Annotated in this window: 18 protein-coding genes; 8 read left to right on the top strand and 10 right to left on the bottom strand. The window is 60.4% G+C overall.

The features are described from left to right. Positions 1-34: 34 nt before the first annotated feature. A complete protein-coding gene (locus AC57B6_RS23170; protein WP_496422172.1) occupies positions 35-1,072 on the bottom strand; it encodes a DUF1338 domain-containing protein in 1,038 nt (345 codons plus the stop codon). 167 nt (positions 1,073-1,239) lie between these two features. On the opposite strand from AC57B6_RS23170, the gene AC57B6_RS23165 reads away from it, so the two are divergent. Beyond that, on the top strand, positions 1,240-2,172 hold the full coding sequence (locus AC57B6_RS23165; RefSeq protein WP_496422171.1) for a LysR substrate-binding domain-containing protein: 933 nt from the start codon (positions 1,240-1,242) through the stop codon (positions 2,170-2,172). A 27-nt stretch (positions 2,173-2,199) separates the two neighbouring features. Here the strand turns inward: AC57B6_RS23165 and AC57B6_RS23160 are convergent, their stop codons facing one another. Together AC57B6_RS23160 and pcaQ are read right to left on the bottom strand one after the other, a co-directional pair. Further along, positions 2,200-3,333: a 4-hydroxyphenylpyruvate dioxygenase family protein gene (locus AC57B6_RS23160; RefSeq protein ID WP_025495851.1), complete on the bottom strand. Its 1,134-nt coding sequence runs from the start codon at positions 3,331-3,333 to the stop codon at positions 2,200-2,202. A 277-nt stretch (positions 3,334-3,610) separates the two neighbouring features. Beyond that, positions 3,611-4,636: a pca operon transcription factor PcaQ gene (gene pcaQ / locus AC57B6_RS23155; RefSeq protein ID WP_496422170.1), complete on the bottom strand. Its 1,026-nt coding sequence runs from the start codon at positions 4,634-4,636 to the stop codon at positions 3,611-3,613. Positions 4,637-4,743: 107 nt separating this feature from the next. Here pcaQ and pcaH point away from each other — a divergent pair, with 107 nt between their 5' ends. Together pcaH and pcaG are read left to right on the top strand one after the other, a co-directional pair. Next, positions 4,744-5,448, top strand: a complete 705-nt coding sequence (gene pcaH / locus AC57B6_RS23150) for a protocatechuate 3,4-dioxygenase subunit beta (protein ID WP_028196187.1) — start codon at positions 4,744-4,746, stop codon at positions 5,446-5,448. A gap of 3 nt (positions 5,449-5,451) precedes the next feature. After that, complete coding sequence (gene pcaG, locus AC57B6_RS23145; protein ID WP_030102162.1) at positions 5,452-6,039, top strand: protocatechuate 3,4-dioxygenase subunit alpha; 588 nt, start codon at positions 5,452-5,454, stop codon at positions 6,037-6,039. A gap of 116 nt (positions 6,040-6,155) precedes the next feature. Here the strand turns inward: pcaG and AC57B6_RS23140 are convergent, their stop codons facing one another. Further along, positions 6,156-6,419 carry an H-NS family nucleoid-associated regulatory protein gene (locus tag AC57B6_RS23140; RefSeq protein WP_025495855.1) on the bottom strand — a complete coding sequence of 88 codons (264 nt, stop codon included), beginning with the start codon at positions 6,417-6,419 and terminating at the stop codon, positions 6,156-6,158. Positions 6,420-6,882: 463 nt separating this feature from the next. Between AC57B6_RS23140 and AC57B6_RS23135 the strand changes: the two genes are divergently transcribed. The 3 genes from AC57B6_RS23135 to AC57B6_RS23125 all read left to right on the top strand — a co-directional run bounded on the left by AC57B6_RS23135 (position 6,883) and on the right by AC57B6_RS23125 (position 8,527). Then, a complete protein-coding gene (locus AC57B6_RS23135) occupies positions 6,883-7,518 on the top strand; it encodes a LysE family translocator (protein WP_496422169.1) in 636 nt (211 codons plus the stop codon). A gap of 293 nt (positions 7,519-7,811) precedes the next feature. Continuing rightward, positions 7,812-8,015, top strand: a complete 204-nt coding sequence (locus AC57B6_RS23130; protein WP_012428559.1) for a cold-shock protein — start codon at positions 7,812-7,814, stop codon at positions 8,013-8,015. Between the two features lie 287 nt (positions 8,016-8,302). Then, positions 8,303-8,527 carry a hypothetical protein gene (locus AC57B6_RS23125; protein ID WP_025495857.1) on the top strand — a complete coding sequence of 75 codons (225 nt, stop codon included), beginning with the start codon at positions 8,303-8,305 and terminating at the stop codon, positions 8,525-8,527. A 99-nt stretch (positions 8,528-8,626) separates the two neighbouring features. Here AC57B6_RS23125 and AC57B6_RS23120 read toward each other — a convergent pair whose 3' ends face one another. After that, complete coding sequence (locus AC57B6_RS23120; RefSeq protein WP_496422168.1) at positions 8,627-10,258, bottom strand: acyl-CoA synthetase; 1,632 nt, start codon at positions 10,256-10,258, stop codon at positions 8,627-8,629. A gap of 166 nt (positions 10,259-10,424) precedes the next feature. On the opposite strand from AC57B6_RS23120, the gene AC57B6_RS23115 reads away from it, so the two are divergent. Together AC57B6_RS23115 and AC57B6_RS23110 are read left to right on the top strand one after the other, a co-directional pair. Beyond that, the gene (locus AC57B6_RS23115; RefSeq protein ID WP_028196184.1) at positions 10,425-11,171 is read left to right on the top strand and encodes a Crp/Fnr family transcriptional regulator; all 747 of its coding nucleotides are present in this window, start codon (positions 10,425-10,427) and stop codon (positions 11,169-11,171) included. A 246-nt stretch (positions 11,172-11,417) separates the two neighbouring features. Further along, positions 11,418-12,977 (top strand): methyl-accepting chemotaxis protein, encoded by a 1,560-nt coding sequence (locus AC57B6_RS23110; protein ID WP_028196183.1) that lies wholly within the window; start codon positions 11,418-11,420, stop codon positions 12,975-12,977. 121 nt (positions 12,978-13,098) lie between these two features. On the opposite strand, the gene AC57B6_RS23105 is transcribed toward AC57B6_RS23110, so the two are convergent. From AC57B6_RS23105 to dnaG, 5 genes are all read right to left on the bottom strand, one after another. Further along, on the bottom strand, positions 13,099-13,452 hold the full coding sequence (locus tag AC57B6_RS23105; protein ID WP_025495861.1) for a transposase: 354 nt from the start codon (positions 13,450-13,452) through the stop codon (positions 13,099-13,101). A 345-nt stretch (positions 13,453-13,797) separates the two neighbouring features. After that, on the bottom strand, positions 13,798-14,961 hold the full coding sequence (locus AC57B6_RS23100) for a porin (protein ID WP_025495862.1): 1,164 nt from the start codon (positions 14,959-14,961) through the stop codon (positions 13,798-13,800). A gap of 301 nt (positions 14,962-15,262) precedes the next feature. After that, on the bottom strand, positions 15,263-15,673 hold the full coding sequence (locus tag AC57B6_RS23095; RefSeq protein WP_216751792.1) for a hypothetical protein: 411 nt from the start codon (positions 15,671-15,673) through the stop codon (positions 15,263-15,265). An 819-nt stretch (positions 15,674-16,492) separates the two neighbouring features. Next, positions 16,493-18,883 carry an RNA polymerase sigma factor RpoD gene (rpoD, locus tag AC57B6_RS23090; RefSeq protein WP_081833035.1) on the bottom strand — a complete coding sequence of 797 codons (2,391 nt, stop codon included), beginning with the start codon at positions 18,881-18,883 and terminating at the stop codon, positions 16,493-16,495. Between the two features lie 96 nt (positions 18,884-18,979). Then, on the bottom strand, positions 18,980-20,857 hold the full coding sequence (dnaG, locus tag AC57B6_RS23085; protein ID WP_028196182.1) for a DNA primase: 1,878 nt from the start codon (positions 20,855-20,857) through the stop codon (positions 18,980-18,982). Between the last annotated feature and the right edge of the window lie 28 nt (positions 20,858-20,885).

Below are 20,885 nucleotides of genomic sequence, written 5' to 3'. Positions count from 1 at the left end.
TGTCCAACGCCCGCGCCATGATCCAAACTGCGCATCACGTAGCCCGGCTCGCGGTCATCTTGAAGATGCCCTGCGCGTTGCCCGCGTCGAAACGCAGGTCCGTTTCCCAGCGGCGCGCGTCCTGGTCGAAAGTCCGTTTGCGCGTGATGAACTCGTAGAACGAGCCCGGCACCTCGCGCGTCACGATGCTGCCGTCGGCCGCACGGAATTCGCGCCGCACGACATCCGCGCGGTACGCGGTCTGAAACACGCGGCCCGAGCGCGAACGCTCGACTTCCGGCTTCATCGGCCGCCCCTTCGCCTTCTCCTCATCGGACAGCTTGAACACGTCCGCGACGCGATCGGTAGCGTGATTGAAAGCGTTGCCTTCGGTCGCGATCCACGCCATTTCCGCCGACTCGTTCAACAATACTGCGTAATCGGCTTCGCGTGGCATCTCATGCTGACGGGCGAACGCGCCGACGATCACCGGCAGCAGCGCATGGGCCGCCTCCAGCGGCAGCACGCCTTCGCGTTCGAGCTCCCACAACTGGCCGGCCGCTTGCGGCGTCAACGGATCGCGCGAAGTGCCGATCACGTTCGTCACGGCCTGCTGGAATGCCGTCGAAAATCGCTCGGGATGCAATTCGCTGACGAAGAACTGCGCGATTTCATCGGGCGCGTCGTCATGCGCCCAGGCACGGCCCGTCATACCGAGACGGTCGAGCGGGTAGCGGCCATTGATGCTGAAACCAAGCGGCCGCAGGATGCGTGCGAAAGCCGCCTCGCCAGGCGGCAACGCGCCACTTCCGGCCCAGCGTACGGTGCGCAATGCGCCGTGGTCGAAGTAGACGCTGCCGCCGGCGGCAATCGTTTCCTCAGTGTACTGGCGGCCATTCGCCGAGCGCCCCAGCAGGTCCTCAAACAGCGCCATGTTCATCGCCTGCGCCATCTCGGCGCGTGTGACAGTGCCGTCCTCCCATTCATTGAGAATCCGCGGATGATTCAACGTGGCGAACAGCCTCGCGGTTTTCTCGGCGCCGAGCAGTTTCAGCAGCAGTTGTTCGACATTCGCATTCTTGATGTTTCGCATATCGGTTCCGGGCAAGGTGCGGTGAAACGCTTTCGCGTGCCTGAAAACGCTCGGTCGGCACGGCTTCAGGACGCAAACGCGGCATCGTTGGATGCGAGATTATTCAAATCCGCGGCGCTGCGGTAAAGCGAGATAAAATCGCTACTTGATGCGTTTTTGGAATCAACATGCGAAAGTTCAAGATCCCCAACATGGGCGCGCTGCTCGCTTTCGAAGCCGCCGCGCGGCATGAGAGCTTCACGCATGCGGCACGCGAACTCTTCCTGACCGAAAGCGCGGTGTCCCGGCAGATCAATACGCTGGAGAGCAATCTCGGCGTGCGGCTGTTCGTGCGCGTCAAACAGCGCGTGGTCCTGACCAAGGCGGGCAAGGTCTATAGCGCGCAGGTGCGGCGCTCACTGGAACAACTGGACCGGGACACGCTGTCGATCATTGCGCATGGCAGCGGCGGCGGGTATCTGGAACTGGCGGTGCTGCCCACTTTCGCCTCGCAATGGCTGATTCCGCGACTGGCGGCGTTCAACGCGCAGCATCCGGATGTGCGGGTCAATATGGGCGTGCGCACCGGCACCTTCCCGTTCGCCGAGACGCATTTCGAAGCGGCGATTCACTACGGCAAACCGACATGGCCCGGCACGTCGGCGGAATTTCTGTTCAGTGAAGAAGTTGTGCCGGTCTGTGCGGCGAGTTTGCTGACGCGGCCGGTTGAAACGGCGGCCGATCTGCTGGACTACCCGCTGCTGCATTCCACCACCCGGCCGGACGGCTGGGCATCGTGGTTCGCCGGTCTCGGCGTCGACGATAACCGGACGATGCAAGGGGTGCGCTACGAACTTCACACCATGCTGATCAGTGCCGCCGCGGCCGGTCTCGGCATCGCGCTCGTGCCACGCTTTTTCGTCGATACACAACTCGGGCAGTTGGGACTCGTGATCCCACTCGACGCGCCCGCGGTCGCCGACTCGGCGTATTACCTCGTCTATCCAACCGAGTTGAGCCACGGCAAGCCGCTCACGAACTTTCGCGAATGGCTGCTGCGGGAAGCGGCCGCATACAGCGCGGGGAATCCTGAACTGGCAGGCAATCCCGATACCGGTTGATTCAGCGCTATGCGGCGGGGGCGAATGCTACGCCCCGGCTTGCTCGCGCGCCTGCGCCAATGCGCTCAAATTGCCCTCGCCAAAACCGTGGTGCCCTTGCCGCTGCACGATCTCAAAGAAAATCTCTCCAGCACCGCGCCGTACAAAAGTCTGAAAGAACAGCAACGGCACGTCGTCGGCGCCGATCTCGCCATCCACCAGAACATGCGTACGCCTAAGCCGCTCGACATCGAGCCCATGGCCTGGCAGACGCGCATCGAGTTGCTCGTAATAGCGCGGCGGCGGCTCGACGAATTCGACACCGTTCGCGAGCAGTTGCTCGACGCACGCAAAGATATCGTCAGTGGCGAGCGCGATGTGCTGCACGCCTTCGCCCGGATGATCCGGCAGATATTCGTGCATCAGATTCGTGCGGCGGGTGCCTTCTTCATACAAGGGCACGCGGATCGCGCCGCACGGTGAGACCATGACGCGCGACTCCGCCGCCACATGCCAATTCGCGTGCAGCTCGTGAATCTCGCGGAAATTGAGCAGGTCGCGATAAAAATCGAGCCACTCCTGCATCCGGCCCTCGCCGACCGTTTGCGTCAGATGATCGACCGCGACGAGGCCGGTGCCCGCGTGATTCAGATCGGCTTCTGCGGTATCGATCTCGATCGGACGGAAGTCGATATCGAAGATCGAGATATCGCCCAGGCCACCGCGCTGGCCGCCACGGCCGCGCCAACGGTCGACGAAATAGATGTGTGAATCGCCGATGCCCTGGATCGCCGGGATCAACAGCTCGCCCGTGCCGATCCGTTCACCTTCGAACGCCCATGCGCCGAGTTCGATCGCGCGGTCGAAGGCGCGCTGCGCATTGGCCACGCGAATGCCGATTGCGCAGATGCCTGCGCCGTACTCCTCGGCGTAACGCTCGGCAAATGAATCCGGCTCGGCGTTGATCAGGAAATGCATCTCGCCCTGGCGATACAGCGTGACGTCCTTGCTGATATGGCGCGCAATCGCCTTGAAGCCGAGTTTCGTGAAGGTCTCGCCGAGTGCTTTCGGCTCGCGCGAAGCGAACTCCACGAATTCGAGGCCGGCGGTGCCGAGCGGATTGTGCTCAGGCGCCGACACGGCGCGTAGCGCGGCGTCTGGAGTGGGCAAGTCGCTGGGCATGGCAATCTCCTTGTACGGTTTTTCGTACAGCGTTCCGGGTATTTGTGGTGTTTCTGTGCTCTGGTGCAAGCTGTCGTCTATGCACAGTGTGACACCGCTTGCGCGGTGTACCGCAGCAATACAGCGCACGGCGGCTTTTGCACCGTGTTTGTACACCGGGTAGCAGGAGGTTCGCAACCTTCATTTTGTACTAAATGGTTCACACGCGACGAATCGGGCCGCAGCGTGATGCCAACGTGCATCTCCTGCGTTTCTCGCGGCTCCTGCGCGGTGTGCGTCAGACCTTTGGCGTCTCGCCGCGGCCACGCCCGGACCCGGACTTGGACTTGGACCTCGACGCGCGTTTGGCTCCAGGTTCGCCGACGGCGGCGGCCGCCATACGCTGCTGCGCGACGTCACGCACGGCATCGATAAGCGCCCGGCCCACCGGCGAAGGCTGCGTATCCGAGCGCCGGATCAACCCCACCGGCTCGCCGGTGCCCGCGAACGGCAGAGGCAAACGCACCAGCATCCCGTGCCCTAGTTCATATTCGACCGCGCTCAGCGGCACGAACCACACCGCGTCGTTCTCAAGCGTCAAAGCGCGCCCGGTGGACACCGACAGCACATCGACAAACCCCGACAACGGCGGCACGCCCCACGCGCTCAAAAGGCTCTCAGCAGATTGCCGGATCAAGGTGCCGAACGGCGGCAGCACCACTGGAAAATCCTCCAGCGACGTGGCCGGCAAACCTGCCACGAGCGCCAACGGATGCCCGGCGCGCACCACGGCAATCAACGGCTCGCTGAAAAGCTGCTCGAAACTGAGCCCGACCATTCTTTCCGGGTCCGCCAGGCGCCCGATGGCGAATTCGATCGTGCCGGCCTTCAGGCGTTCGAGTAACTCGGGGTTGGCGCCGGTGGCGAGACGCACGATCACACGGGGCCAAAGCGCGGCGAATCGCTTCAACGCCGGTGGTATCAGCGCGGCCGCCACGGTCGGCAAAATGCCGATTTCCACCGTGGCAGCGGCCGCGCCTTCCGCTCGTGCCAATAAATCGACGCCCTGCCGCAACGCACTGACACACGCGCTCGCATGCGGCATGAAAAGCTGCCCCTCGCGCGTCGGCACGGCGCCGTGGCGGCCGCGCTCGAACAGCTTTACGCCGAGAATCGTCTCGAGTTCGGCCACCGTCTTGGAGACTGCGGGCTGCGTAATGGACAGGCTCGCAGCGGCCCGCTGCACGCCGCCGAACTGCGCGACGGCCAGAAAGCACTGGAGATGACGGAATTTGACGCGGCTATCCGCGAGGCTGCGTTGCATAACGAGAGGTTATACGAAAAGGGCGAAAACGTCATTTTGCATAACCGCACAGGTTGGATAAAGTCGCTCCATACGCTGTATCCCACAATTCCCCGAAGGAGACACTGATGGACGAGTCCTTTCTCACCAAGCGCGACTTCGCGTCCCACCCCGCCTACGTTTATCCCGGCTACGGTTCCTCGGTCAAACGCGGCCCGACGCGTCCGCTGATTCCGCTCAAAGAAAAGCTGCGCGACCAGCGCGTGCCGGTCTACGGCACCGAAGACCTCGGCGCGCTCGATCACGACCTGACGCGCAACGCGGTGCGTAATGGCGAACCGCTTGGCGAGCGCATCATCGTGACGGGCCGCGTGCTCGACGAAGGCGGCCGGCCGGTGCGCAATACGCTGGTTGAAATCTGGCAGGCCAATGCGGCCGGCCGTTATGTGCACAAGAACGATCAGCACGACGCGCCGCTCGATCCGAACTTCCTCGGCGCCGGCCGCTGCATTACCGACAAGGAAGGCCGCTACCGCTTTCTGACGATCAAACCGGGCGCTTACCCCTGGGGCAATCACCCGAACGCGTGGCGTCCCAACCATATTCACTTCTCGCTGTTCGGCGACTATTTCGGCTCACGCCTCGTCACGCAGATGTATTTCCCCGGCGACCCGCTGCTGGCTTTCGACCCGATTTTCCAGGGCACGCCTGAGCACGCCCGCGAGCGCCTGATTGCAAACTTCTCGCTCGATACGACGCAAGAGGCCTATGCGCTCGGTTACGACTTCGACATCGTGCTGCGTGGCCGCAACGAAACTCCGATGGAGCGCTAAGCCATGACGACTCTCAAGCAAACGCCTTCGCAAACGGTTGGACCGTACTTCGCCTACGGTCTGTGCCCGCAGCAATACGATTTCGATTTCAAGAGCCTGTTCACGCCAGTTCTGGCCGACCGCGAAGCGGCCGGCGAGCACATCACGATAGTCGGCCAGGTGTTCGACGGCGACGGCCAGGTGATCGGCGATGCAATGCTGGAAATCTCACAGGTGGACGCGCAAGGCCACTACCCGGAATCACGCGAGGAAACGCTGAAAACGGGCTTCCGTGGTTTTGCCCGCGTCGGCACGGGTACCGATCCGCAGAAACGCTTTGTCGTCGAAACGGTGAAACCGGGCCGCGCAAGCCCGGACGAAGCGCCGCATCTGAACGTGGTCGTGACGATGCGCGGCATGCTGCTGCACACTTTCACTCGTATCTATTTCGAAGACGAAGCCGAGGCTAACGAACGGGATGCCGTGCTGACAGCAGTTCCGGCGGACCGACGCGGCACCTTGATCGCACGGCGCGAACCGAATGCCGCCAACGTGTACCGGTTCGACATCCATATGCAGGGTGACAAGGAAACGGTGTTTTTCGACCTGTGATGTGAATTTTCTATACTTTCATATAGCTTTCACATACACTGAGGATGATCCGTCTAGCGACTGGATCGCGAAACTCCGAGTAGTTCAGCCCGCCCCGCGCGGGCTTTTTTTTGCGCTCAGCAGCGGAAATGGTCGATGTTCTGTCCGGCGTAGATCGCGCGCGCGAGCCAGTCCGGTTTATCGCCATGACCATCCCAAGTATTACCGAAGGCGTCGCGATACATCACCGCGCGGACTGCCGCTTTGTCGGCCTCAATCGCTTCGGCAAGCGCTTCCATTGTTATGCCGTATTCGTCCATGCGGCGGCGGATCCACACGATCAGGCGCTCACGCGCATTCCCGTCGAGGTCGAACAGCCGTTGTTCTTCTCGCTCTTTCATAACGTACCGGTTTCGCGGCTGATAGTGCGCGCGTTCGAAAAACAAAAGACTTCGCTAAACAACGCGAAGCCTATGCGTAAATCAGATGGGTTGGGTGCAAAGCGAACTCAAGACGCCTCTCCCGATGCGTGACAATTCGCATCTGGAATCATGCCCAATAAATGCTGGATTTAGAGAAACTCGTTGGCAAGCGGCTCGAATCGCGCCCGGTCGGCCTTGGTGTTCCAAGGCTGCTTTAGCGTATGGGAAGTGATTCTAGCATCCAATTTCCGCTGCTTGCAGTATCTGATTGCTTGCCTGCAACAAGCGGTTTTTTTGTGATTTCCTATTACGCCTCGCACAGGCCTGTGCGAATTCCTACGAGTTCTATTCACACTGGCCAAAGAACAAAATCCCACTCTCCCATGCTATGTTTCATTGATCCGACGGCCTCACATTGCCGCATCTCAGGAGAGTCATAAAAATGCCCGCCTCGACCGCCATCGCCACCATCCTCGCCGCGCTGCTGCTCGGCGCCATGAGCCCTGGACCGAGCTTTGTCATCGTTGCCCGCAATTCAATCGGTCTCTCGCGCAGCGACGGCCTCGCGACAGCGGTGGGCATGGGCATCGGCGGCGTCTTCTTCAGCGCGATCGCGTTGCTCGGTCTGTACACCTTGCTCGCGACCGTAGAGTGGCTATATGTCGGCTTGAAAGTGGCCGGCGGCCTTTATCTGATCTACCTTGCGTCGAAGATCTGGCGCGGCGCCGCCAAACCGCTCGCATTCGATACCGCGCAAGGCGCCAACACCAATGCGCGCAAATCATTCTGGATTGGTTTGAGCACACAACTCAGCAATCCGAAAACGGCGGTCTATTACGGCAGTATCTTCGCGGCCCTGCTTCCGCAACATCCGCCGCTGTGGTGCTACTTCGCGTTGCCCCCCGCGATCTTCGCCATTGAGGCCGGCTGGTACACCGTGGTCGCGCTGTGCTTCTCGAGCAAGCGGCCGCGCGAAATGTATTTGCGGTGGAAGGCCTGGATCGATCGCGTCGCCGCGAGCGCAGTCGCCGCACTGGGATTACGCCTGATCCTGACAGCGCACAAAGTGGGTATCTGAAACGGAAAGGCTGCTCGAATGGCTTGCCGTGTCCGTACGACCTGGCAAGCCGGTAACGGGGCCGCATCGTCCCAAGCCGTACACAGGCAAGCCACGTTCATAACAAAACAGTTACAAGATAAGTGTTGACGCCGGGCATGCCCGGCGGTTACTGTGACGTCCGAAGTTCAAGAAGTTCGATTGCTGTTCATCAATGTCTCGCTCCTCAGCGGTATTCGTTGTCCTCTCCCTCCTTGATGCTTCACGCGCTCCTCAACAGAGCAAATTTTTCTATTTTTACTCAAGGATTCCTCATGGATACCGGTACCGTTAAGTGGTTCAACGACAGCAAAGGCTTTGGCTTCATCACCCCGGACAAGGGCGGCGACGACCTGTTCGCGCACTTCTCCGAAATCAGCGGCGACGGCTTCAAGACGCTGGCTGAGAATCAGAAGGTGAGCTTCGAAACGAAGCAAGGCCCGAAGGGTCTGCAAGCGGCTAACATCAAGCCGCTGTAAGTTTGAAGGGCTCGGTGTCCGGCAACGGACATCGGGCTGCAGCGACATCCTCGCGGAGATTTGTCTCCCACAGTTGGCGCGATCGCTTTTAGCTGCATGTGTGTCGAGCAGCTAGCCTAAGCGCCAAACGCCTCGTTGCACCTCATTCTCCCCTCTGGCTTCAACGCCCTTTTTAGCTTTCCGACTGCGTTTGGATTCGGCTCGCAATGGCTCGAATCGGCTCGTCCGCGTGACCCGTACAACGGCTCGCACGGCAGGCGCGCACTCGAACATTATTAAAATATAAAATGCAAAACAAACATATTCATCATTACAACGGCTATGCCGTCAAACCCTCGGCGCATCGTTTGCCCGACGGTAGCTTTTCATCCAACCTGTTGCTCGAACGCGCTGACAGCGCGCGTACCGAAGGGCGCTACCAGTTCTATTCGCTCGATTACTTCCCGAACGAAGAACAGGCACTGCAGCACTCGGCACGCTGGGCACGCCGCTGGGTCGACACGCGCGGTTAAGCGCTTGTCGAACCCGATGCGCGCGGGACCCCGCGCTTGCATCGTTCCACAATACTTAGCGCGCCATTCGGCGCGCTAGACCAGACCAGCGTGCGCGATCTATTCGGTTTGTTCCGCCTTGATCCGCGCACGCAGTTCGAACTTCTGAATTTTTCCCGTCGACGTCTTCGGCAATTCGCCGAAGCGCACCGCTTTGGGCAACTTGTATCCCGCAAGAAACAGCCGGCAGTGCGCGATGATCTCTTCTGCGCTCACCTGAGCACCCTCCTTGAGTTCGACGAAGGCGCAGGGTACCTCGCCCCACTTCGGATCGGCCATCGCCACCACGGCGGCAACGGAGACCGCAGGGTGACGGTACAGCGTGTCTTCGACCTCGATGCTCGAGATGTTCTCGCCGCCGGAAATGATGATGTCCTTGCTGCGATCGCGGATGCGGATATAGCCGTCAGGCATCCGCACGCCGAGATCCCCGGTGTGAAACCAGCCGCCGCGGAAGGCCGCCTCCGTGGCGCGCTCGTTCTTCAGATATCCCTTCATGCAGATGTTGCCGCGGAACATGATCTCACCGAGCGTTTCGCCGTCGTCGGGCACGGGCGCGAGTGTATCCGGGTCGAGCACCGTGACGGCTGCCTGCAAGTGGTAGCGCACGCCTTGACGCGCGTTCATTTCGGCACGCGCGTTGTCGTCGAGCGTTTCCCATTCCTCCTGTTTCGCACAAACCGCGGCCGGGCCGTAGGTCTCGGTAAGTCCGTACACGTGGGTCAGATCGAAACCGATTTCCTTCATCTTGGCGATCACCGCCGGCGCGGGCGCCGCGCCGGCCACCATCGTCGATACGCGATGCGCGATGCCTTCACGCCATTCGGCGGGCGCATTCGCAAGCGCGCTTTGCACGATCGGCGCGCCGCAATAATGCGTGATGCCTTCGCGGCGAATCAGTTCGAACACCGTTTTTGCGTCGAATTTGCGTAGACAGACGTTGACACCGGCACGCGCGGCGACAGTCCACGGAAAACACCAGCCGTTGCAGTGAAAGAGCGGCAAGGTCCATAGATAAACCGCATGCTTGGGCATATCCCATTCGAGGATATTGCTGAGCGCGTTCAGATAAGCACCGCGATGGTGGTAGACCACGCCCTTCGGGTCGCCGGTCGTGCCCGAAGTGTAGTTAAGCGCGATCGCGTCCCATTCGTCAGCGGGCAGGGTCCATGCGAACTCCGGGTCGCCGCTTTGCAGGAACGCTTCATAGTCGGTTGCGCGGATGAACTTGTCCGCGTCGGCGGGCATCGCATCGGCCACGCTGATCACACGCAACTCCGGAAACTCCAGCGCCGCGCGGTGCGCGAATTCGCTGTACTCCGTATCGACGATCAGCGCCTTCGCCTCGCCATGGCGCAGCATGAACAATAGCGACGACACGTCGAGCCGCGTATTCAGCGTATTGAGCACGGCCCCGGCCATCGGCACGCCGAAATGCGCTTCTATCATCGGAGGAATATTCGGCAGCAAAGCGGCAACCGTGTCGCCGCGTTCGATACCGGCCTGCCGCAACGCGCTGGCGAGGCGCCGCGTACGCTGGTAAGTTTCGCGCCACTTTCGGCGAATCTCCCCATGGACGACCGCCAGCCGCTCACCGTAGACTTCCGCTGCGCGCACGATGAAATCGATGGGCGTGAGCGGGACATAATTGGCCTCGCGCCGCTGGAGGCCGTCTTCAAACATGTGCTTCATCGCTTTGTCTCCTGAGACGCTGGCCGCGCCGTCAATTTTTGTGCTTGATGGATTCGCGGACTAGCCTAACAACTGTCATGGTGAACTGTCTGTCATTCAAATGACAGAGTGGCGCGCCCTGGCTCTACCCAACCGGTTTCACCCGCTTACGCCCCGCTAGCCGCCCATGGATGACGCCCCGTTCCCCGCTCTCGCAGACGTGCCCTCGCATCGGCCTGAACGGGTCCCGCGCGCCGACCTGCCGCAATTATTCGGCACCTGCGCCTGGTTCCGGGCGCTCGCCGCCGAGCATCAGGCCATGGTTCTTGCCAGCGCCTACGCGGAGCGCCTCGAGGGAGGCGCCTGGATCGCGCGCCGTCAGGAGCCGTCGGACTACTGGATCGGGGTCTATTCCGGCCTCATCAAACTCGCCATCTACAACGCCTCGGGACGCAGTTGCACGCTCTCCGGCGTGCCGCCCGGCGGCTGGTTCGGCGAAGGCAGCGTGATCAAGCGCGAATTGCGCAAGTACGACGTGGCCACCATCCAGGCGTCGCTCGTGATGTTCGTGCCGTCGGAGACATTCCATGCGCTGCTGGAATCGAGCCTGCCGTTTACGGGCTTCGTGATCCGGCAGTTGAACAACCGCATGGGCGAATTCATCGCGACGATCCAGAATAGCCGTCTACTCGACGTCGATGCACGTGTCGCCCAGTCGCTCGCACAACTGTTCAATCCCGATCTCTATCCCGACACCGGGCGCACGCTCGCCATTTCACAGGAAGAGCTCGGCCTGCTGGCCGGCGTATCGCGGCAACGGATCAACCAGGCACTGCAAAACCTCGAAAAGCTGCAGATTGTGCGCCTCTCGTACAACCAGATCGACGTGCTTGATCTTGAGCGCCTGGGGGCGTTTGGTCAGGAACAGATCTAGGTCCGGACACGCGCGAGCGCCGGCCCTTGATTTCCTCGCATTTTCCGCGGGTTTAACTTCACTTTCCCCGCTTTTCCCCGGTGTTTCCCCGCTTTTCATCGGCCGCATCGGAGCGGACGCTCGCGTTCCATGGCGCAATTTCGGATCCCGCAATAAAGAATCCGTAGCAATGGCCGTTATGCCGACTATGCAACGCAGATTGCAGACTCTCCCTATTCCGAGTTCAACGCATAGTCAAAACCGACAATGAACCGTCTGACACTGAAACAGAAACTGTGGGTGCCGATACTGCTTTGCTGGGCGGCGCTCCTGATCGTTACCGTCGTGAACGCGCTCGATGCGCGCAACGCCCAGATGGATGCACGGCGTGCGGACCTGGCCGACGTCACGGACATGGCGGTATCGATCGTCGCTGACTACGCGAAGCTCGCCGACGCGGGCAAGCTCCCGGTCGAAGAAGCCAAACAGCAGGCCATCGCCCGCATCAATGCACAGCGTTATGGCACCTCGGGTTACGTGACGATCGTGCGCAGCGATTCGGTCATGGTCGCTCATCCCATGAGTCCAAAGCTGAATGGCAAGGATATGAGCGGCTTTCGCGACGCCAAAGGCAACGCGCTGTACCACGACATCGCGCAGGCAGGCGGCTCGCCGGGCGGCGCAGGCTATCTGCGCTACTGGTGGCCGAAACCCGGTGAAACGGCGCCGAGCGAAAAGATCGGCTATGTGAAGCGTTTCACCCCGTGGAACTGGGATTTTATCGCCGGCGCCTATATGGACGACATCCAGGCGCAGTTCTACGCCACGCTCGCGCGGTCGGCCGGCATGCTGGTGTTGCTCGGCGTGGTGGTGTCGTTCGTGGCGTCGCGCGTGGTGCGCAACGTGTCGCGTTCGATCGGCGGAGAACCTTCCATGGCGGCAGCGCTTGCCATGCAGATCGCACGCGGCGATCTCGCCACGCACATCGACCTGCGCCATGACGATGCGTCGAGCCTGCTGTTCTCGCTGCGCGAGATGCGCAATCAACTGGCTGCCACCATCGCGCGGATCAAGACCTCCGCCGAGACGATCACGGTCGCCTCGAAGGAAATCGCCGCGGGCAATCTGGATCTGTCGAGCCGCACCGAAGAACAGGCGGCTTCGTTACAGCAAACCGCCGCAAGCATGGACGAGCTCACCAAGACCGTCACGCAGAACGCCGACAATGCAGCAACCGCGTCGGAACTCGCGACGGATGCATCGAATATCGCCGCGCGCGGCGGCCAGGTCGTCAACGACGTGGTCGAGAAAATGGCCGGCATCACCGATAGCTCGCGCAAGATCGGCGAGATCATCAGCGTGATCGAAGGCATCGCGTTCCAGACCAACATCCTGGCGCTAAACGCCGCGGTGGAAGCGGCGCGCGCCGGCGAAGAAGGCCGTGGCTTCGCGGTCGTCGCGGGCGAAGTGCGCAATCTCGCCCAGCGCAGCGCCACCGCGGCCAAGGAGATCAAGGTGCTGATCCATCAGTCCGTCGCGCAGGTCGGAGAGGGTTCGACGCTGGCAGGCAAGGCCGGCAGCACGATCGGTGAAGTCGTCGACGCCGTGCGCCGCGTCACCGCGATCATGAATGAGATTTCGGCGGCCTCGAAAGCGCAAAGCTCGGGTATCGGTGAAGTCAATCTCGCGATCCGTCAGATGGACGACGTCACGCAGCGCAATGCCGCGCTAGTCGAGCAAGCGGCGGCCGCGGCGGGTTCGCTCGATGAGCAGACCGAACGTCTGCGAAATGCGGTTGCTGTGTTCAAGGTCGAACAGCAGGCGTGATTGAGCGGCTTGCGATGTAGTCGCACGGCATAGCTCGTCAATGCTGCCGATAAAAAAGCCGTTACCCACCAGGCGGATAACGGCTTTTTCTATTTTGCAGACGGTACCCGCGTAGACACTGCTACGCAGCGCGCGGGTCGCTCCGGCGCGTGACCGGGCGCGCCAGCATCGCATCATCGTCGAATAGCGCAAACGCGATGTTCGACAGCACACCTGAATTCTTCCAGCGCAGATAGTAGCGATGCGCGGTCTGATACGGCGCATATCGGTCGGGCATCGCGTGCCACGGCTTGCCCGTGCGCAACACCCACAGCACGCTATTCACCACGCAACGGATGTCGATGCTGGGACGGCCACGCCGAGGCCCGAGGTCTTTCATTTCAGGCAGGAGCGGCACGATGCGATGCCATTGCTCGTCGGTGAGATCCTGAACGGCCGGTGAGCGGGCCGGCAGGTTTGAAGGGGGAGTATCCATGCAGTAAGAACGCGCACCCGCAGCGCAAATGCCAGCGCCGCCGCGAAAATGGTGTCTATTAATTGATCATTTTTCAGACTACCCCAAGCACTCCCTCAAGAAAGTCAATTATTGTCAGGCTCGTGTGCGCAATTGTCAGAAAGCGCAATACGCTGGTCGCGCTGGTTGAATACGCGCCAGGTCCGCACGGTTTCCCGGGTACCGCACGGTGCGGCAAGATCCAGCAGGACACACAACGGCATCCGGCAATCGCGCCGGGCGCCGACCATGCATGCAAATGGCGCGCCCATAAAAAAAGGTGCCGCGAACGGCACCTTTTTTACAACAACCAGCTTCTGCTGAAGCTTAGAAGCGGTGACGCAGACCGACCGTAGCAGCCGTCTGGTTCTTCGAGGACGAAGGCAGTTGCGTGTTGTCGCCGCTGTAGATCGAAGCGACACCGCCGTCGCCCATTGCGTGTTGGTACACGGCTTGAGCGTAGACGTCCGTACGACGCGACAGCGAGTAGTCAGCTTGCAGGCCGATCTGGTGGTAGCGCACCGATGCCGAACCGCCGTCTGCAGTAACGCCGTAGCCCTTGCCGTCCGTGAACGTGTAAGCAACGCCCAGGCCCAGAGCCGGGGTCAGGTTGTACTTGCCGTTCACTTCGTAGTTGTTAGCGCGCAGCGATTGTTGCGCGCCAGCGACGTTGTCGATACGCGACTGCGTCCATGCAGCACCGACCGTTGCCGGGCCGAACGAGTACGAAGCAGCTGCGCCGAATTCGCGCTGACGGAAGTTGCCGGTCAGGCCCAGGATCGAACCGTCCGAAGCACCGCCGTTGCTTGCCGTGCCTGCTGCGTTCGTTGCACCCGGGTTGTTCTGCTGTGCGTAAGCAGCGCCCAAACGCAGGCCTTGCCACTGGTATGCAGCGCCAACGCTGTATTCGCGGTTGTTTGCGAATGCGCCAGCCTGGTTCGAGAAGCCGTACGTGCCGCCGAACGTGAAGCCTGCGTAGTTAGCGCTCGAGTACTTGATCGAGTTGTTAACTGCGTAGCCGCCGTTCGTGCTCAGGTTGTCGTTGTTGAACGGGTGAGCGAAGTACGTACCGCCCCAGCTGCCCGTTGCGGTCAGCGGTGCCAGGTAGTCTTGTGCTGCGTCGTATTGACGACCCAGCGTGACCGTACCGAATTGCGCGCTCGACAGACCGACAAACGCTTGACGGTTGAACATGCCGTTGTTGTTAGCGAACTTGCCGTTGTTGATGTTGAAGCCGCTTTCCAACGTGAAGATTGCCTTCAGACCGCCGCCCAGATCTTCCGAACCACGCAGACCGAACATGCTTTGGTTGATGCCGCCGCTGCCTGCTGCCCACTTTGCGTTGCCGTGGCCGACGCCATTGGCGGGCGCGACGTTGCTGGTGTACGTCAGACCTGCGTCCAGCAGACCATACAGGGTCACGCTGCTTTGTGCGTGAGCGACGGATGCGAACGATGCGGCAACCGCAACAACGATGAGACTCTTTTTCATGCGTGGGACTCCAGTTCGATAAATTTACGCGGGGAGCGGGACCAGCCTCAGCAGCGCATACATCAGTCGCTGCCGCCCTGTTGGCCGAACCGTTTCGGATCAGCCGGGCACCCTTTAAACGAAGCGTGAGTGTAGGGGGAGACCCTAGTAGGGACGTCCGCAATTTACGCAACAGGATTTTTCGGAATCGGCAACAATCCGATCAACGCGACCACTAAGTCTTTATTTTTCATACGTTTATCGCAAAATACGAGCCGCGCCGCGCCTGCTGTGGACAGAATTTGCTCGCAACATATCAATATTAAAGTTGTGTGTATGCAACAGCGTTTAATATGCCCGACGTAATCGGGTCGGAACGTTGCAAAAGCGAAAGATGGCTGATTGCCTGAAAATCAGGCATTTGCAACAGGTTCAATTCCGCTCGATATAAATTTATTTTAGAAAAGCGGGAACTTAATTGATTTAATACGGTCGCCGATTTAGCAACCCAGAATACGCTTGGGAACGGCCGTCGAATAGCCGTGATTAAGCCGAGCCTAAGGCGAGCTGCAAAAAAGGCGATCGTCCCGGGCTTGACGAAGTGGGCTGCAAAGCGGGCGACAAAGAGGCGGCAAGCGCGCCGAGGTAAAGCCTTCAGCACGGGCGTTGCCCGGAGGTGAGTTGCGGCGCCGACCGCCGCGTGACAGAGGCCCGTGCTGAAAGCGGACGGCATATATCGAACAGCCTTCCGTATTCAATTAACGGCGTCGCCGGGACTATTTTTTACACGGAGTTTCCCTAATCCCCGGAACTCTCCTTCACAACCCGGGTGAGTCGTAGCGAGTCCGGGCAAACCCGACACTTACGTAAAACGCAAACGCGCTCACAGCACCTCGGCAATCGGTTCTGCGACCGACTGCGGATGAGCTGCAAGATGGAATCCTAATTAATTTCTTTCGCGTCAGCAGCAGCGAAAGCCGAAGCAGGCTGAGCGCGCCAAAAGAAAAAGCCACTCATGAAGAGTGGCTTTCAGGTATTTGGTGGGCCTCCCGTGAGTCGAACACGGCACCAACGGATTATGCTTACCAGCTACGGTTTTCACCGCCCCTTTCGGGTTTGTGGTCTGGACTGTCTCTTGTCTTTACGACCTGCCCGTTCAGTCTCTACACGTTCTCTACAAGAGAGCTTCGCTCGGGATTTCCACGCTGCCAAGGCAACAGAGGGTTCCCCGAATTTGAGCAGTTCTACCAAGGGGCAGAGCTAACTTACCCCAAGGCAACCCATTCATGACTCACCATGCCGTGCTGCCCGGTTTAGGTGAGCCTTTGCTAAGTCCGCTGCTCTAACCAAGCATGAGCTAGAGGCCCTGAGAACCGACGATTTTACTGTATCCGACGACTACCAGACGCAACCAAAGAAAAAGACCCGGTCATGAAGGCCGGGCCCATTCCGATTGGCCGACATACTACACGAAAAAGGGGCTTCCGTGACCGCTTCGCTCTCGCGAAACAACCCGGAAGCCCCTGAATTTCCTACCTCCCCCCAACTTCGATCAATTCCCTTCGAGGAACGACTTCAGCTTGTCCGAGCGGCTCGGGTGACGCAATTTGCGCAGGGCCTTCGCCTCGATCTGACGGATCCGTTCACGCGTCACGTCGAACTGCTTACCGACTTCTTCGAGCGTGTGATCGGTGCTCATCTCAATACCGAAACGCATGCGCAACACCTTGGCTTCACGCGGCGTCAGCGAGTCGAGCACATCTTTCACGACATCGCGCATGCTGGCATGCAACGCGGCGTCGGCCGGTGCGACCGTGTTCGTATCTTCGATGAAGTCGCCCAGATGCGAATCGTCGTCGTCGCCGATCGGCGTTTCCATGGAGATCGGTTCCTTCGCGATCTTCATGATCTTGCGGATCTTGTCTTCCGGCATTTCCATCTTTTCAGCCAGCGTTGCCGGATCCGGCTCGAGACCGGTTTCCTGCAAGATCTGACGCGAGATGCGATTCATCTTGTTGATCGTTTCGATCATGTGAACCGGAATCCGGATCGTGCGCGCCTGGTCAGCGATCGAACGCGTAATGGCCTGACGGATCCACCACGTTGCATACGTGGAGAACTTGTAGCCGCGACGATATTCGAACTTGTCCACCGCCTTCATCAGGCCAATGTTGCCCTCCTGAATCAGGTCGAGGAACTGCAAACCACGGTTCGTGTACTTCTTCGCGATCGAGATCACGAGACGCAAGTTCGCCTCGGTCATTTCGCGCTTCGCCTGACGCGCCTTAAGCTCACCCGCCGCCATCTGACGGTTGGTTTCCTTCAGGTCCTTCAGCGGCAGCACGACACGCGCCTGCAAATCGAGCAGACGTTGCTGCTGTTCGCGAATGGCCGGAATGTTACGCGTAAGGATCGCGCTATACGCGTGACCTTCGCCGACGATCTTGTCAGCCCATTCAAGATCCGTTTCGCTGCCCGGGAAACGCGCGATGAATTCCGCACGCGGCATGCCGCACTTGTCGACCACCGTATGCAGAATCTGACGCTCGACCTGACGCACTTCATCTACCTGCGCACGCAAGGTGTCGCACAGACGCTCGACGGTGCGCGCGGTAAAGCGGATCGTCATCAGTTCGTTCTGGATCGTTTCCTGAGCCTTCAGATACGACTTGGACTTGTAGCCTTCCTTCTCGAACGCGCGACGCATCTTGTCGAACCATTCGCTGATGAGAGCGAACTTCTCGAGGGACGCACGCTTGAGCGCTTCCATTTGCGCCGCGTTGGCGGTGGCTTGCGCCGCGCCGTCGTCTTCTTCCTCGTCGTCCGACTCTTCTTCCTCTTCTTCCTCGTCTTCGTTCTCGATCGCTTCCGCTTCCTGCACCGAGAAGCCGTCCGCATCTTCCGCGTTGGCGTCGATCAGGCCGTCGACCAGTTCGTCGATGCGGATTTCCTCGTTCGCGACGCGCTCAGCCATCGCCAGAATGTCGGCGATGGTGGTCGGGCACGCGGAGATCGCCATCACCATGTGCTTGAGACCGTCTTCGATCCGCTTGGCGATTTCGATTTCGCCTTCGCGCGTGAGCAGCTCGACCGTACCCATTTCGCGCATGTACATGCGGACCGGGTCCGTTGTACGGCCGAATTCGGAGTCGACCGTGGAGAGCGCGACTTCCGCTTCCTCTTCCACTTCGTCGTCTGACGAAGCGGCGGGCGCGTTGTCGTTCAACAGCAGCGTTTCAGCATCCGGCGCCTGCTCATACACGGCCACGCCCATGTCGTTAAACGTGCTGATGATGCCTTCGATCGCCTCGGTCTCGGTGAAGTTGTCCGGCAGGTGGTCGTTGATTTCCGCGTACGTGAGGAAGCCGCGCTCCTTGCCGAGCTTGATCAGCGCGCGCAGTTTGGAGCGGCGCTCTTCGAGTTCCTCGACGGTGCCCGGCTGCGATGACGCGAACGCGTCTTTCAGCAGTGCTTTTTCCTTTGCGCGACGATCGCGAGCCTTGACCTTCTCCACCTTGCCGGGAACGGCCGCAGGAGTTTCTTCGCTTTGGGTTGCGTCGTCATCGACGGGTGTTTCGTTCAGCTTTTTCGTCATGGAGTTCGTCGTACCGGCTGTAGTCTCGACTCGCGGCTGTTGGACAACAGCCGGTTGAACCGTGGATACTGGAATTTCGCGCTCTACCGCATCGTCCTGCGCGGCAGGCGCTTCCCTTGCGCTTCTGACACCCGGCCGTTTTGCGGCCGGTAGTGGTACAGCTTTCGCCGCCCTGACCGGTTCCGCGCGCGCAGCGGAACTGGTCGAGGATTTCTTCCCGGCAGCAGGTGTGACGCTTGCGGCAGACGTTTTTTTAGGGGAAGAAGCTAACTTGGCCTCAGTGACCTTTCTGGTCGACTCGTTCGAGCCCGTGCCTGTTGCTTTTTTTCCGCCTGGTGTCTTTGCCATCGCAATCGCCTTTTCGCCTTTGCCAGGAAAACCATTGAAGAAAAAACAAACCGCTAGAAACCTTTTATTATACCACCCGGCCTTCTGCCACCTCGCTTACAGCCCCAGCTGGCGCTTCATCTCAGCCCGTTTCTGATTCAACCCCGTCAGCTCCGCAAACTCCTCCGGCGTGTGCCGGGATTGCCGCGAAAGCTGCTCGAGGCGATCGCAGTAAGCGTCGTACCGCATCTTCAGAATCGCCGCTTTCAGTTCCTCTCCGACGATCCGTTCCTGCTCGCGCCGTTCCTCGATGACGGTCGCATCCTCCGGGTCCTTCAGCAGCAAATCCCGGACGTTTTCATCATAGTCTAGAATTTTGCGAAAGATTTCCTCGAAAGTTGGGGCATTTGCGCCGTTTCGCAATAGGTCGGACAGCAACTGAAACTCCGCCGAATCGCCCAGTGCGCGGGCATGCGTCGTCACCTCTTCGAACAGTTCGCCATGCCGCGTGACGCTCAGGAGCGCCTGCTCGGCCTCCTCGTCGAGTACCGCGACCGTGCGCGGATACATCACCAGATTGCGCAGCGTCTTTTCTTCGATCCCGGTCACACTGCGCCGGTCTTTGCGGGCCGGCGCCGATCGGGCGGCCGCCGCGATCCGGGCGTCGACCTCGCATAAGGCGGCCACTTCCTCGAACGGCACGTCCAGCCGGTCGGCGAACATATGCATAATCTGCGCGCGCAGCGCATTCGCCGGCAGTTGCTGGAGCAACGGTTTCGCGTCGAACAGCGCGCGGGCGCGGCCTTCCGGCTGGTCCAGCTCCTTGCCGGTCAGCACTTCGTTCAGCATGAACTGCGACAGCGGCATGGCGCGCTCGACCTGCTCGGCGAACGCTGCGGTGCCGAATTCGCGCACATAGCTGTCCGGATCGTGCTCGGACGGCAAAAACAGGAACCGGATAGTCCGGTTGTCCGCCGCGTGCGGCAGGCAGGCATCCAGCGCCCGGCGCGCAGCGCGGCGCCCGGCCGAATCGCCGTCGAAACTGAAAATGACCGTATCGGTCTGGCGCATCAGTTTCTGCACATGAATCGGCGTGCAGGCCGTGCCGAGCGTGGCTACCGCGTTCTGGAACCCCAATTGGGCCAGCGCGACCACGTCCATATAGCCTTCGACCACCAGCACGTAACCCTGTTCACGAATCGCCAGACGTGCCTCGAACAGCCCATACAACTCGCTGCCTTTGTTAAATAGAGGCGTTTCGGGCGAATTCAAATACTTCGGCTCGCCGCCGTCCAGCACGCGCCCGCCAAAGCCGATTACCTGCCCTTTCACGTTGCGTATCGGGAACATGATCCGCTCGCGAAAGCGGTCATACCGGCGGTTCTGGCCTTGTGCATCCGACTTTTCGCTGACGATTACAAGACCCGATTCGACCAGTGAATCGTCCCGATAGTTGGGGAACGCGGGTTCGAGGTTCTGCCAGCCGTCCGGTGCATAGCCGAGGCCGAAGCGGGCGGCGATCTCGCCGGTCAGGCCACGTTTCTTCAGATACTGGATCGCGTTCGGCGCGCTGCGCAACTGCTTGCGGTAGAAGTCGCAGGCGGTCTGCATGACATCGGACAGCGCCGTGGTGACGGCCTTGGATGCGCCGGGCGCATACCCGCCGGAACCGCCAGCGCCCCCACCGCCATAGCCCGGCGACGGTTCGTTCGGCACGGTCAAGCCGACCGATTGCGCGAGTTCGTTGACCGCCTCCGGGAAGGTGGAACCGACGTGCTCCATCAGGAAACCGATCGCCGTACCATGCGCGCCGCAACCGAAGCAGTGATAGAACTGCTTAGTCGGACTAACCGTAAACGAGGGGCTTTTCTCGTTGTGAAACGGACATAGCCCCATGAAGTTCGCGCCGCCCTTTTTCAACTGCACGTACCGGCCGACCACGTCGACAATATCGACGCGGTTAAGCAGGTCCTGCAGGAATGACGGTGGAATCACAGTGAATGACGCTACCTAAAAAGCTCAA

It is taken from the genome of Paraburkholderia sp. BGA-UO-ETr-F12, from assembly GCF_059567945.1.
Note: the sequence above shows the minus strand (reverse complement) of the source record. Positions and strands in the feature narration are given on the sequence as shown.

Excerpts from the sequence above, each read along its gene's own strand:
- AC57B6_RS23170 (WP_496422172.1), bottom strand. The coding sequence starts at position 1,072 with ATGCGAAACATCAAGAATGCGAATGTCGAACAACTGCTGCTGAAACTG.
- AC57B6_RS23165 (WP_496422171.1), top strand. The coding sequence starts at position 1,240 with ATGCGAAAGTTCAAGATCCCCAACATGGGCGCGCTGCTCGCTTTCGAA.
- AC57B6_RS23160 (WP_025495851.1), bottom strand. The coding sequence starts at position 3,333 with ATGCCCAGCGACTTGCCCACTCCAGACGCCGCGCTACGCGCCGTGTCG.
- pcaQ (WP_496422170.1), bottom strand. The coding sequence starts at position 4,636 with ATGCAACGCAGCCTCGCGGATAGCCGCGTCAAATTCCGTCATCTCCAG.
- pcaH (WP_028196187.1), top strand. The coding sequence starts at position 4,744 with ATGGACGAGTCCTTTCTCACCAAGCGCGACTTCGCGTCCCACCCCGCC.
- pcaG (WP_030102162.1), top strand. The coding sequence starts at position 5,452 with ATGACGACTCTCAAGCAAACGCCTTCGCAAACGGTTGGACCGTACTTC.
- AC57B6_RS23140 (WP_025495855.1), bottom strand. The coding sequence starts at position 6,419 with ATGAAAGAGCGAGAAGAACAACGGCTGTTCGACCTCGACGGGAATGCG.
- AC57B6_RS23135 (WP_496422169.1), top strand. The coding sequence starts at position 6,883 with ATGCCCGCCTCGACCGCCATCGCCACCATCCTCGCCGCGCTGCTGCTC.
- AC57B6_RS23130 (WP_012428559.1), top strand. The coding sequence starts at position 7,812 with ATGGATACCGGTACCGTTAAGTGGTTCAACGACAGCAAAGGCTTTGGC.
- AC57B6_RS23125 (WP_025495857.1), top strand. The coding sequence starts at position 8,303 with ATGCAAAACAAACATATTCATCATTACAACGGCTATGCCGTCAAACCC.
- AC57B6_RS23120 (WP_496422168.1), bottom strand. The coding sequence starts at position 10,258 with ATGAAGCACATGTTTGAAGACGGCCTCCAGCGGCGCGAGGCCAATTAT.
- AC57B6_RS23115 (WP_028196184.1), top strand. The coding sequence starts at position 10,425 with ATGGATGACGCCCCGTTCCCCGCTCTCGCAGACGTGCCCTCGCATCGG.
- AC57B6_RS23110 (WP_028196183.1), top strand. The coding sequence starts at position 11,418 with ATGAACCGTCTGACACTGAAACAGAAACTGTGGGTGCCGATACTGCTT.
- AC57B6_RS23105 (WP_025495861.1), bottom strand. The coding sequence starts at position 13,452 with ATGGATACTCCCCCTTCAAACCTGCCGGCCCGCTCACCGGCCGTTCAG.
- AC57B6_RS23100 (WP_025495862.1), bottom strand. The coding sequence starts at position 14,961 with ATGAAAAAGAGTCTCATCGTTGTTGCGGTTGCCGCATCGTTCGCATCC.
- AC57B6_RS23095 (WP_216751792.1), bottom strand. The coding sequence starts at position 15,673 with ATGCCGTCCGCTTTCAGCACGGGCCTCTGTCACGCGGCGGTCGGCGCC.
- rpoD (WP_081833035.1), bottom strand. The coding sequence starts at position 18,883 with ATGGCAAAGACACCAGGCGGAAAAAAAGCAACAGGCACGGGCTCGAAC.